At 42.8% G+C, this 13,215-nt stretch carries 9 protein-coding genes; all 9 read left to right on the plus strand.

Going from position 1 to position 13,215, the window contains the following annotated elements; all coding sequences use genetic code 11:
- The first annotated feature begins 31 nt into the window (after positions 1–31).
- The gene (gene nuoL, locus ACHABW_RS17810) at positions 32–2,026 is read left to right on the plus strand and encodes an NADH-quinone oxidoreductase subunit L (RefSeq protein WP_435757200.1); all 1,995 of its coding nucleotides are present in this window, start codon (positions 32–34) and stop codon (positions 2,024–2,026) included.
- Complete coding sequence (locus tag ACHABW_RS17815; RefSeq protein ID WP_435757202.1) at positions 2,023–3,555, plus strand: complex I subunit 4 family protein; 1,533 nt, start codon at positions 2,023–2,025, stop codon at positions 3,553–3,555. Before nuoL ends, ACHABW_RS17815 begins: the two co-directional genes overlap by 4 nt.
- A 4-nt stretch (positions 3,556–3,559) precedes the next feature.
- Positions 3,560–5,023, plus strand: a complete 1,464-nt coding sequence (locus tag ACHABW_RS17820) for an NADH-quinone oxidoreductase subunit N (protein WP_435757204.1) — start codon at positions 3,560–3,562, stop codon at positions 5,021–5,023.
- A gap of 937 nt (positions 5,024–5,960) precedes the next feature.
- Entirely contained in the window at positions 5,961–6,194 is a 234-nt protein-coding gene (locus ACHABW_RS17825) for a DUF1146 family protein (RefSeq protein ID WP_110938359.1), read from the plus strand.
- A 498-nt stretch (positions 6,195–6,692) separates the two neighbouring features.
- Positions 6,693–8,033 (plus strand): UDP-N-acetylglucosamine 1-carboxyvinyltransferase, encoded by a 1,341-nt coding sequence (gene murA / locus ACHABW_RS17830; RefSeq protein ID WP_435757206.1) that lies wholly within the window; start codon positions 6,693–6,695, stop codon positions 8,031–8,033.
- 783 nt (positions 8,034–8,816) lie between these two features.
- Positions 8,817–9,893 carry a stage II sporulation protein D gene (gene spoIID, locus ACHABW_RS17835; RefSeq protein ID WP_435757208.1) on the plus strand — a complete coding sequence of 359 codons (1,077 nt, stop codon included), beginning with the start codon at positions 8,817–8,819 and terminating at the stop codon, positions 9,891–9,893.
- Between the two features lie 128 nt (positions 9,894–10,021).
- Positions 10,022–10,951 (plus strand): peptidoglycan DD-metalloendopeptidase family protein, encoded by a 930-nt coding sequence (locus ACHABW_RS17840; protein ID WP_435757210.1) that lies wholly within the window; start codon positions 10,022–10,024, stop codon positions 10,949–10,951.
- Between the two features lie 278 nt (positions 10,952–11,229).
- Complete coding sequence (spoIIID, locus tag ACHABW_RS17845; protein WP_435757212.1) at positions 11,230–11,517, plus strand: sporulation transcriptional regulator SpoIIID; 288 nt, start codon at positions 11,230–11,232, stop codon at positions 11,515–11,517.
- Positions 11,518–12,194: 677 nt separating this feature from the next.
- A complete protein-coding gene (locus ACHABW_RS17850; protein ID WP_435757214.1) occupies positions 12,195–13,199 on the plus strand; it encodes a rod shape-determining protein in 1,005 nt (334 codons plus the stop codon).
- The last annotated feature ends 16 nt before the right edge of the window (positions 13,200–13,215 follow it).

A 13,215-nucleotide genomic window follows, 5' to 3' on the forward strand; every position in this document is an offset into this window, starting at 1 on the left:
GCACGGTATTTTAAAAGAGAAAGGGGTTGGTATGATGCACTATGCCTTGTTAATCCCGGTTTTTCCTCTTATCACCTTCCTGATCCTGCTAGTCGCCGGACGACTTTTGAAAGAGAAAGCAGCCGCTATTGGTATAGCCGGACTGGCTCTTTCATTCTTGTTATCAGTATTCGTCTTGCTAGAACGAATTGGAGGAGAAACATACACGTTTGTTTTAAACTGGATGACGGTCGGAGAAAATGTGATCACGATGGGGTATGAAGTCACAGCATTAAACTCGATGATGCTCATCGTCGTCACTCTCGTCAGTTTGGTTGTCCATATTTTTTCTAAAGAATATATGAAGGAAGACGACCGAATTCATGTATTTTTCGCTTATTTAGGGTTATTTTCCTTTTCGATGCTAGGCCTCGTTTTAGCACCAAATATCTTGCAATTATTTATTTTCTGGGAGCTCGTCGGCTTATGTTCCTTCTTACTCGTAGGTTTCTGGTATTTCAAGCCAGAGGCAGCGGCAGCGGCTAAAAAAGCTTTTCTCATCACCAGAATTGGGGACGTTGGGCTATTAATCGGGCTAGTTCTTCTATTTAACCGAGCAGGAAGCTTCAACTATGCAGAAATTTACACAGCGGTTGAGACGGATCAACTAAGCGCCCCCATGATAACAACGATTGCTCTGCTCATTTTCTTAGGAGCAGTCGGAAAATCAGCGCAATTCCCACTTCACGTCTGGCTGCCGGACGCCATGGAGGGGCCAACACCGGTTAGTGCTTTGATTCATGCCGCGACCATGGTTGCCGCGGGTGTGTACTTGATAGGTGTCATGTATCCATTATTTTTAGCGTCCTCGACAGCGATGACCGTCGTGGCCTACACAGGTGCGCTCACTGCACTTTTTGCCGCAACGATGGCGTTGGTCAATAACGATATAAAACGAATTCTCGCATACTCGACAATCAGTCAGTTGGGATTTATGATTCTTGCATTAGGGACGGCTGGCTATGTAGCGGGGTTGTTTCATCTCTTGACACATGCCTTTTTCAAAGCGTTGCTGTTCCTTGGAGCAGGTAGTGTCATATTTGCCGTGCACCACCGGCAGGATATCCGTGATATGGGCGGCTTATGGGGAAAAATGAAGGTTACATCCGTTACATTTTTGATTGGATCACTTGCAATCGCAGGGATATTCCCGTTAGCTGGGTTCTGGAGCAAAGAAGAAATCCTTGCCTCAACCTTGATAAATGGAGATGGATTCTTGTTTCTGATTGCACTTGTTACCGCATTTTTGACCGCATTTTATATGTTTCGTTTATTCTTTAAAACTTTCATGGGGGAGTTTAAGGGCGGAGATTTAAATGATCCGACCGAAGAAACGTTTAATGAACAAGCCGCATGGGAGGCAACACAATCGGCTGAAGTAGGCTTAGACGCAGGTTTTGAAGAGAGAAAAGTGTATCCGAACCATGAGGAAGTACCTGAGAACGAACCTAGAGAAAACGCAGGTTTGATGACATTTCCGTTAATGGTGCTTGCTGTTTTAGCAGTAATTGCCGGTTTCATCAATGCGCCGTTTCTCGGCCATCAGCTTGAAGCATTTCTAACCGCAGGCCTGAATGTCGGCACGCAGCCTCATGGGGCACTTTGGTTAGCATTTTTATCCGTAGCTGTGGCGGTAGCTGGAATTTCATTAGCCTGGGCGATGTACGTGAAGGGATTTATTAGAGAAGATTTCTTTTCCAGCAAAGCACCATCGATACAGAAGTTGTTTCAGAACAACTATTATCTTGACGACATTTACTTGGCTGTATTCGTCCGCCCAACCAGAGAAATCAGTCTCTTATTATGGAAAATGGATAAAACGATCGTTGACGGAGTCATTACTCTGATCGGATCCTTAACAAGTCGCTCAGGAAAAGCGATGGGCAAACATCAAGACGGGCAATTACAGACGTACGGGCTCGTGACCGTTTTTGGCGGAATGGTAGTTATAGGACTCGCCTTCGCAGTAAGGGGGTATTTCGGATGATGGCAAACATGCTGATTTGGCTCGTCTTTCTTCCATTAATCGGAGCGATCTTGCTTTTTACAATTCCGAAAGAAAACGTCAATGTCATTCGCACGCTAGCGACAATTGTCTCAGGAATAGCACTTGTTTTAACTGTGATCATTTGGGGAGGTTTTGATCGCGGAGTTTCTGGTATTCAAAACGGAACGACACTGCCGTGGTTTGACCTAGGTTTTTTACAAATTAATTTTGAAATTGGCATCGATGGTTTGTCGATGCCGTTGCTGCTGCTGACAACCCTCGTGACTACGCTATCAATCTTTGCTTCGTTTTCGATTGAAAAAAGAGTCAAAGAGTTTTATATTTGGACGTTAATTTTACTCTCAGGAATGCTCGGTGTTTTTGTTGCACTGGATATGTTTTTATTCTTCCTGTTTTTCGAACTCACACTTGTCCCGATGTTTTTCCTCATCGGTATTTGGGGCGGAAAAATGAGGTCGTACGCATCCTTCAAGTTTTTACTTTATACAGGAATTGGCAGTGGCATCATGTTCATGACGTTCCTTGCTATTTTTACAAAGGGTGCAGAGGCTATGAACTATCAGGGAACTTCGTTCAGTATGATCCGGCTCGCCGAAATTTTCGCGAATCCCGCAAATCCTGAGGTACTGTCAGAAGGAGTGAAAGCCGCACTTTTTCTAGGATTGCTCGTTGCGTTTGCAATCAAGCTGCCGGTTTTTCCTTTCCATACATGGCTCCCGAACGCGCACGTAGAGGCGCCAACCGCAGTCAGTATGATCTTAGCAGGTATCTTGCTGAAAATGGGAGGCTACGGCTTGATTCGCGCAGGCTTTGGAATTCTGCCTGATCAAGCAGCGAAATTCGCAACGCTAATCGCGATCCTTGGGGTGATCAACATTATTTACGGGGCATTACTGGCCCTCGTTCAAACCGATTTAAAAGCCCTGGTAGCTTACTCCAGCATTAGCCACATGGGCATTGTACTGTTGGGGATTGCTTCGTTTACGCACTCCGGCATGCAAGGGGCGGTCTTCCAATTGGTCTCGCACGGATTCATTTCCGCCTTGCTGTTCTTTATGGTCGGAGCAATGTATGAACGGACGAAAACACGGACAATTGCCGAAATGGGAGGTCTCTCGAAATCAGTGCCTATTTTAGCCGGGTTCATGCTAGCGGCAGCCATGGCTTCGATTGGGCTTCCGGGATTATCTGGTTTTGTCAGTGAATTACTGGCGTTTATCGGAATTTTCGGTGCCTCGGCAGAATTGATTCCAGCGGCAATGACAATTGGAATTATCGCTGGCATTGGAATCATTCTTACAGCAGCCTATCTTCTTTGGGCGATGCAACGAACGACCTTTGGACCAATCAAGGAAAAATTTATGAACCTTCCAGATGCTCGTCCGATGGAATATGTTCCAATGGTAGGACTCCTGGCTTTGAGTTTGATTCTAGGCGTGTACCCTCATATTCTCAGTGACGTCATCAACACCACAGTAATCGACATCGTGTCGAGGATAGGAGGTTAAAGCCATGATCGTATTGGAAACGGACTGGTCTTTAATGACGCCGGAAATTAGCTTAGCCGCATTGGCATTGCTCGTTTTCACGATTGATTTCATGACAGGCATTCACGGAAAAAAACCGTTTATTGGTCGTCTCGCCGTCCTGTCCTTGCTCGTGACGGCGGTGCTTGTACTCCTTTTAAATCCAGGTGGAGGATCGATTGCTGACTTGTTTCTAGTTGATCCATTCGCGAGGTTGTTCAAGCTCATTATTTTAATTGGGGTAGCGATGGTCATCATGATCAGCATGTACTACCTCGATCGCAACCCCGAAGTGTATCAAGGAGAGTATTATTCAATCATGATGTTTGCCGCTTTGGGGGCGATGCTCATGGTCTCATCGGCAGACTTGATCACCCTATTTATCGGACTTGAAATCTTAAGCATCTCCTCCTATGTATTGGCTGGCTTCAAAAAGCATCATCGCCATTCAACGGAAGCGGCACTTAAATATGTGATCCTCGGAGGAACAGCCTCGGCGTTTATTTTATACGGAATGTCCTTTTTATATGGTCTCACTGGATCCACGAGTTTAGTGGAGATTGGCCAGGCGATGCCAGTTTTATTTCAGCAATATACCGCCCTCGTTGGGATGAGTTTTTTATTTATGCTGGTGGGGTTTGGTTTTAAAATATCGATCGTTCCTTTTCACATGTGGGCACCAGACGTTTATCAAGGCTCGCCAACGCCAGTCACTGCCTTTTTAACGGTTGTATCCAAGCTCGCGGCTTTTGCGATTGTCATTCGAATTTTCACATTAGCATTTGGCTTCGAAGGAATTCATGGCGAATGGAGTTTTATCCTTGCAGTCATGGCCGCGATCACGATGATTACCGGAAACTTCATCGCCCTTACGCAAAACAATGTGAAGCGGCTCATGGCATATTCAGGCATCGCTCAAGCAGGGTACTTACTCGTGCCATTCGCAGTTGTACTCGGCGATTTTTCCACCACGGTAATTGTATTCTATAGTGTAGCTTATCTAATGATGACGCTCGGTGCATTTGCGGTAATCACACTCGTTACGGAAGATTCGGGAATGACCGACATCTCCAGTTTTGCCGGACTTTATTACCGATCGCCGTACATGGCCATCGCGATGACAGTGTTTCTCGTTTCGCTCGGCGGATTACCCTTAACGGCAGGATTTATAGGCAAAGTAAACATCTTTATCCTTGCTGCAGCCGGAGATATGCTCTGGCTCGCGATCATCATGATTCTCACAAGCGTCGTTTCGTTCTATTACTATTTTGGATTTATTAAACAAATGTTTATGACCGATCCACGACCAAATGACAAAGAGTTAGTCGTTCCAGGAGGACTATTAACCGTAGTCACAGTTTCACTCGCCGTCGTCCTTCTCCTCGGCATTGCACCTAATCTTTTATTGGACATCTTCAATCAATACAATTGGATGCCGTCTTTTAACTAAATATGGTGGGCTGGTAAATGGGAGGACACTGAAAAAGTCGATGCGGACTTTTTCAGTGTTTTTTTTTGAGATTGTTTTATGCTTTCGAACAGAGGTGCTCGAATCCGCTTTCCGCGGGCAATACTTCAGCCTCTTTTGGGGAGACCCCGCAGAGCGTTCATTTGCTCGAGGAGGCTCGCGGATCATCCACAAAAAGCGAGCGGTAATTCTTCCAAACAACCTTCCTTGATCACAAATTAGAAAAAAACACAAAACTTTTTAAGACTGCAGTGCAGTTTTTCTTAAGGAGTAATAATGAGCAAAACGGACAAAAAATACTTTTTTTCGACGAAACGTAAGCAGGTATGGAAAATAATAGTCGAAAAATAGATTTTTTACACAATTTTTTATAAAAAAGGTGTAACCAAATTATTGTCTTGACGACTAACATTTTAACTAGTAATGATACTATTTTTCAGAAGCAATCATATGATGATAAGCGGAGACAGAGTAGATACTGAAAAAGCTGTGCCTACCATTAGAACAGTGTTTATCACGTATAAAGTTAAAGTTTCATGCCTGATTATACATAGGTTTAGGCTCTAAAACAGTCGGTATTGAATTTTATACAACGATATTCATTTTTCATGTGAAAAAATGCATTGTGAAAATGAAAACAGGTTTGACAAATCTCGAAAATGTGAACAGTACTCTTAAGACCGATTCAGTTATTATTTGATAGATCTAGGTCAATGGATCGAGTTTGGACTTTGACAATTCAATACAAATAACATTTATCTATGACTAGCTTTTAATTATGAAAAAAACAGTAGCCTTGCAATCAGTTATCAGTTATGATTATAATTATGTGTTTTGCAGTTTTAAACGAGCCTCCTTTTTCCAAGAAGGTAGAAACGTGAAACATTCTTTTTTTTCATGGATAAATGGAGGTTTTAAGATGATCGATTCTCTGGGACAGCAATCATTATTTAATATTTTAATTAGTTTAATGGTTCTGACTGTAGTTTGGTGGTCGGTCCAGTCATTTAAATTTGAATTGTTTCTGACAAATCCAAATGGAGCTAAAGCAAAAGCATTAATGGTAATTATCACCATTGCCTTAACTCATTTAGTTACCAGTTTTTTACTCAGTTATTTGAACTGGTCTACGATGCTAAGACACCTTTTCTAATCGTCAAAACTTTTAGATGCTGGCGAGAAACGCGAAGGTTAGACGAAAAGAAACGCAGGAACAATCATGAGTCTGCGATTAGCGGATTATTCCATGTATGGCTACAACATACGAGGTTACAATGTCATTAAGAGACCTAAATCGGTATGGACGGAGAACCACGTAACATATTTATATAGCCAAATATTGGATTCGTGATTAGTTATTTTAACCAAACGATTGTTTAAAAATTAGCAAAGGAATTCTTTGCATCGCCAGAATATAACTTACGTTAATTAACACAGTATTTACACATCAATTATCAAACCAGTTAATACACTTGGCAAAGAAGGCACAACCCTGGTTATCGCACTTATATAACTATCAGTGCTTGAACTACACACGAAATATTATGACTTGCTTAAAGGTTAGGCGGTAAAAGAACAACTACTTTTGGCACGTCAAAGATTGCGATTGAATAATAATGAATATACAATCTGGACGCGGAGGGGAATACAATTGGAAAAAATTATAGTCCGCGGTGGTAACCGGTTAAGCGGTACTGTCCGAGTTGAAGGGGCAAAGAACGCTGTTTTACCTGTTATTGCTGCATCCATTTTAGCAAGTAAGGGTAAGAGTCACATATATGATGTACCAGCCTTAGCTGACGTATACACGATAAACGAAGTTTTACGCAATTTAAATACAAAAGTTTCCTATGATGGAAATGGACACATTGAAGTTGACGCACAGGGTCAATTAAAAACAGAAGCACCGTTCGAATATGTCCGAAAAATGCGAGCATCCTTCTTAGTAATGGGACCTTTGCTGGCAAGGTTCGGCCATGCACGAATCGCTTTACCAGGCGGATGTGCAATTGGCTCACGTCCTATTGATCAACACCTTAAAGGTTTTGAAGCAATGGGCGCAAAAGTAGAAATCGGTAACGGCTATATCGAAGCAAGAGTTGACGATCGTCTTTACGGAAACAAAGTTTATCTTGATTTCCCAAGTGTTGGGGCAACGGAAAATATCATGATGGCGGCTACTACAGCAATCGGTACAACCATTATTGAAAATGCGGCAGAGGAACCTGAAATAGTTTGTCTTGCAAATTATTTAAATGCCATGGGCGCAAAAGTTCGTGGAGCAGGAACTGGCACAATTAAAATTGACGGTGTCGAAGAATTAGTTGGTGCAGAGCATACAATTATCCCGGATCGAATTGAGGCTGGCACGTTTATGGTAGCAGCAGCAATTACAGGTGGAGATGTTCTTGTAGAAAATGTGTTAACAGAACACATGCGACCACTTATTTCTAAAATGACTGAGATGGGCGTCATTATTATTGAAGAAGATAATGGTGTGCGCGTGATTGGACCGGACAAATTAAAAGCGGTAGATATTAAAACAATGCCACATCCTGGTTTTCCAACAGATATGCAAGCACAAATGATGGCACTTATGCTCCATGCAGAAGGCACAAGCGTGATTACAGAAACTGTATTCGAAAATCGTTTTATGCATGTGGAAGAGTTCCGCCGCATGAACGGGAATGTGAAAATAGAAGGTCGGGCAGCTATTATTGAAGGCCCACTAAACTTACAAGGTGCCGAAGTATCTTCTACAGATCTTCGTGCTGGAGCAGCACTCGTGCTCGCTGGCCTTGTAGCTGAAGGTATTACACGTGTTACAGAGCTTAAACACATCGATAGAGGCTACGTAGACTTCTCTGATAAGTTACTCTCCTTAGGTGCACACATTGAGCGTGTGAATGAGGAAGAAGAAGAGCTTGCTGAGATGGAGAATCTCGAAGCACCAGCTCCTCTTAAGAAGCTAGATCCAAATTACGCTTCTTAATTCTCAAAACGCCATCTTTTATATTATTTAAGTGATTAAATAGTGTTCCCCTTGCGAAACGACTCGCAAGGGGATTTTTCATTTGTTTTTTAAGGAAGGTGAAAACCACTTGACGGCGATCGAGTGAAAGTCTCACGTGGTAGGTGCTACGGCGGTAGCACCTACCGAAAAAAACGAGAGACAAACTCACGTATACGCGCTGATGCGCCGGAAATCAAGGTGCTACGTTTGTAGGTGCTACGACGGTAGCACCTACCGAAAAAAACGAGAGACAAGCTCGCATATACTCACTGATGCGCCGGAAATCAAGGTGCTACGGCGGTAGCACCTACCAAAAAAAACGAGAGAAAAACTCACGTATACTCGCTGATGCGCCGGAAATCAAGGTGCTACGTTTGTAGGTGCTACGGCGGTAGCACCTACCGAAAAAAACGAGAGAAAAACTCGCGTATACGCGCTGATGCGCCGGAAATCAAGGTGCTACGTTTGTAGGTGCTACGGCGGTAGCACCTACCGAAAAAAACGAGAGAAAAACTCACGTATACGCGCTGATACGCTCGAAATCAAGGTGCTACGTTTGTAGGTGCTACGGCGGTAGCACCTACCGACCAACAAACGGACAAACATAGCAATCGCAAGAGCATCCGATGCGCTGGAACCTCCGGAAAACTGAAAACTACTAATTTTTCTTAACAGTTCTAATGATTCACTAGAGTTCATAGATATGAGATGAGAGAAAACATGTAATAGAAGGAATAGTAGAGTGATGAAGGAGGTTATCTCGTGAAAGGGTTTCTTATGATAGGAGTCATATTTGCATTTGCAATACTAATTGTCCCAGCACTTTTGGTAACGGGGTTTTCGGGTGGAGACGCGCCAGATTCAGCGCCAGTCAGTGTGAGGGGGAGTCAGGCAACTGTAGAAACGACGAAAGAGCAAACGGGTACAAATGATAATAAGGAAACAAAACCTGCAACAACTTATGAACTGCCAACTGAAGCACAGACCGTTTCGGTTTTCCGTTCAACAACAGAAATGATAGAGGAAGTCCCATTGGAAGAATACATCATTGGGGTTGTCGCTTCAGAAATGCCGGCATCCTATGAGATGGAAGCGTTGAAAGCGCAAGCGCTAACGGCAAGAACGTATTATATTCGTCAAATCCTTGATGGTGCTGACCTTGAGTTACCTGAAGGGGCTGATGTGACGGATACAGTCATGCATCAAGTTTTCAAAAACGAAGCAGAACTAAAGGAGAATTGGGGAAGTGACTATGATTGGATGATGTCCCGCATTCAAAAAGCCGTTTATGATACGGAAGGTCAGATCATTACCTATGAGGAAGAACCTATTACGGCAACTTTCTTTTCAACAAGCAACGGATACACAGAGAACTCCGAAGAATACTGGCCGAATGAAATACCATACTTAAGAAGTGTTGAAAGTCCTTGGGATTTAGAATCCCCACGTTATAAGGATGTGCGCGAGATATCTGCGGGTGAATTTCAAGAGCTCTTGCAGGTGAATCTACCTGATGGAGAAGTGGGAGAGATAGTCTCTCGTACAACGGGTGGTAGAGTTGCAGAAGTGAAAATTGGCGATAAAACATTTACAGGCAGAGATATTCGGGATAAGTTGGAGCTTGATTCGAGTGACTTTGATTGGAGTCGAAACGGGGACACGGTTGTGATTGAGACACGTGGTTGGGGACACGGTGTTGGCATGAGTCAATTTGGCGCAGATGGCATGGCGAAAGCCGGAAATGATTACCGTGATATCATCCATTATTATTATCAGGGGGTATCTATTGTAGAGGCGGCAACCGTACTTGCACAGACTGATTTCGGAAAAAATAGTTAAGACCTTAGAAGCGGGAAGGGGTCAAAAACCTTGTAAACACTGAGTTTCTAAGTGGTGAAAAAATAATTTTCTAAATAATGTATATATTCTCGGCAATCTGATCAGAATGTTGCTGAGGTGATGATTACATGAACAATCATGATGAAAAGCAAGCTTCCAAGTGGGGGCGGATGCAGGCGAAAATGAAACGTCTAGCGAAAAAACGTTGGATGTTGCCGGCATTGTATTTAGGTTTATCAGCAGTAGTGTTAACAACTTTCTTGTGGATGACATCAACAACTGATCTGACAGATGAACAACGAGACTCTGAGTTTGATATAGAGAACATCGGTGGGCATCAAGAACAAGGCAGTCCAGAAGAATTGGCAGATGAAAACACAGGGAACACTGGAAACACAGAAGATCCACAAGCGGAAGAGGAAGAAGCAGTTCCTGTTGTCGCTCAAGATGAAGTTTTTGAATTACCAGTAATGGATGAAAACGAAGTTGCAGTTGTAGGTACTTTTCATGACTATGAAGCATCCGTCGAGGAACAAGAGACAGCGCTAGTCCGATATAACAACTATTTCTATCAAAACAAAGGTATTGATCTTGCTAAAGAAGACGGCGAGGCCTTTGATGTAACAGCTTCCATGAGTGGTACGATTGTGAAAGCAGAAGAAGACGCATTGTTTGGTCAAGTGGTTCACGTAGAACACGATGAAGATATTCTTTCGATCTACCAAAGTTTAAATGAATTGAAAGTAGAAGTCGGGCAAACCGTCAAGCAAGGTGACGTTCTCGGTGAAGCTGGAAGAAACTTGTACAATCAAGACGCAGGTATTCACACACACTTTGAAATTCGGAAAGATGGTGTACCGGTGAATCCAATCGACTTTGTCGACCAAGGAATCTCGGCTCTACCAAACGTATCAGCTGAAGAAGCAGATGAACAACTCGAACCAGAATCTTTACCGGATCCAGAAGAAGATACGGAAGATTCAGAGAATGATGAAGACCCAGCAGATAAAGAAGATCCAAAAGAAGATCCAGAAAAAGATCCAGAGCTAGATTCATAAGAGGAAAAGAGAAGCACTGAAAAGTCAATTTGGACTTTTCAGTGTTTTTTCTTATACATGAGACGAATTTCCAAAATATGGGGGGTCTGACCCCTTAGAGGAACCCTCAGAGACCTCTCGCATTTTGAAAATGATAGATTGTCCTTGGTGTGCTTAGACTTCCTTTGTTTTTCCATTTGTGTGATTTAGGCATATATTCCCTCCTTGTTTAATAAAATTTAACAAACCTTATAGCAACAAGAGAAGGTCGTTCGATGAGAATAAGGGAGGCGAGAGATGTGCACGATTACATCAAAGAGAGGACCATCAAGATAGGAAGGTACATCGTTGAGACAAAGAAAACTGTTCGAACGATTGCAAAAGAGTTCGGCGTGTCAAAAAGCACCGTTCATAAAGATTTAACGGAACGCTTGCCTGCAATTAACCCGGAACTGGCCAATGAAGTGAAAATGGTTCTTGAATACCATAAGTCGATTCGGCACTTGCGGGGAGGGGAAGCTACAAAAGTAAAGTATAAGCAGCCTGCCCTGAAGGACCGAAAAGGGACCATCATGGAAACAAGATAGAAAAAGGTTAAAACGATTCCGTTATATCTTTTGAGTGCTCCAGTACCTATTCACAGGAGCACTCTCTTATTTGCGACTAGTTAGATGAACAGAAAAAAACAGGTCTCCGTTTTCGCTTGGACATCGCTTCAAGTGAAATTCATTTCCATAAAACCGACTAATGTTAAAGGCGAATTCACTAGAGTGAAACGCTTTTTTGTGCCTAAAAGAAAGGGAATCCTAAGACAAAACAATTTTCCGCCTCATATCTCTCAAAATCCGAACTAATTTCCTATCTTTTTACAAAAAAACACAAAAAAATCAAAAGACCTATCACTTTCAGGTGACAATTTGTGATAAAATATTATAATGAGTGAAGAGACTGGAAAAAATAATCATTGACAAATGTAAAAAGCTTCTTAAAAAGGATTTAACAACGCGCAATCCGAGTACATATGCGACACGCGTTCGTTTGAACAAAATAGTTGGATCGACAATTCATTCATGCAATTTACTGATTGGCTGGCGAATTCAAAGGCCATCCTATGCTTTCTTTAGAAGTTAAGAATTTATAAAAGACGGCTGTGCCGTTTTTCTTATAAAACAGCTTAAATTAAATACACTTATAAACAACAAAAAAGCAGCGATAATTAATCATACAAGTGATGAACCAGTACGAATCAGGGAGGAAATCAGCAATGTTTGGAAGGGATATCGGAATTGATTTAGGAACAGCCAACGTTTTGATTCACGTGAAAGGAAGAGGAATCGTACTCGATGAACCTTCAGTGGTTGCAATTGACACACAATCCAGAAAAGTTCTTGCAGTGGGCGATGAAGCCTTTAAAATGGTCGGACGTACGCCAGGAAACATCGTCGCTATTCGTCCTTTAAGAGACGGCGTTATTGCAGACTTTGATACGACAGAAGCGATGCTTAATCACTTCTTGTCCAAAATCAAAGTGAAAGGCTGGTTCACCAAGCCGCGCATTCTTATATGCTGCCCAACGAACATTACTTCTGTCGAGCAAAAAGCGATTCGGGAAGCTGCCGAAAAAAGCGGAGGAAAAAACGTTTACCTGGAAGAAGAACCTAAAGTAGCAGCAGTTGGAGCCGGAATGGATATTTACCAGCCAAGCGGAAACATGGTTGTTGATATAGGTGGAGGGACGACCGACGTCGCAGTTTTATCGATGGGAGACATTGTGACAGCCTCCTCGATCAAAGTTGCCGGGGACCGGTTTGACGCAGACATCCTCCACTACATCAAAAAGAAATACAAACTTCTTATCGGAGAACGGACATCGGAAACAATTAAGTTCGAAGTTGGAACCGTATTTCCAGGGTCGCGTTCAGAGGAAATCGATATTCGCGGACGGGATATGGTGAGCGGACTACCGAGAACCATTAATATTAAATCCGAAGAAATTCGCCTTGCCATGGAAGAATCCGTTTCTCACATCGTCACATCAGCCAAAAATGTTCTAGAGAAAACACCACCGGAACTTTCTGCCGATATTATTGACCGCGGGATTATCATCACCGGGGGCGGAGCTTTCTTGCACGGTATTGATCAACTACTTGCAGAAGAATTAAAAGTCCCTGTTTTCATAGCAGAAGATCCAATGCACTGCGTTGCAAACGGAACGGGCATATTGCTGGAAAACCTGGATCGAATTAATAAAAACAAAATCAGAGCGTAACCACATTATAAAGAGG

Source organism: Salipaludibacillus sp. CF4.18 (assembly GCF_051262595.1).
Classification (GTDB): Bacteria; Bacillota; Bacilli; order Bacillales; family Salisediminibacteriaceae; genus Salipaludibacillus; species Salipaludibacillus neizhouensis.

Bases quoted from the DNA above. Each gene is read 5' to 3' on its own strand.
- nuoL (WP_435757200.1), top strand. From the start codon at position 32: ATGATGCACTATGCCTTGTTAATCCCGGTTTTTCCTCTTATCACCTTC.
- ACHABW_RS17815 (WP_435757202.1), top strand. From the start codon at position 2,023: ATGATGGCAAACATGCTGATTTGGCTCGTCTTTCTTCCATTAATCGGA.
- ACHABW_RS17820 (WP_435757204.1), top strand. From the start codon at position 3,560: ATGATCGTATTGGAAACGGACTGGTCTTTAATGACGCCGGAAATTAGC.
- ACHABW_RS17825 (WP_110938359.1), top strand. From the start codon at position 5,961: ATGATCGATTCTCTGGGACAGCAATCATTATTTAATATTTTAATTAGT.
- ACHABW_RS17840 (WP_435757210.1), top strand. From the start codon at position 10,022: ATGAACAATCATGATGAAAAGCAAGCTTCCAAGTGGGGGCGGATGCAG.
- ACHABW_RS17850 (WP_435757214.1), top strand. From the start codon at position 12,195: ATGTTTGGAAGGGATATCGGAATTGATTTAGGAACAGCCAACGTTTTG.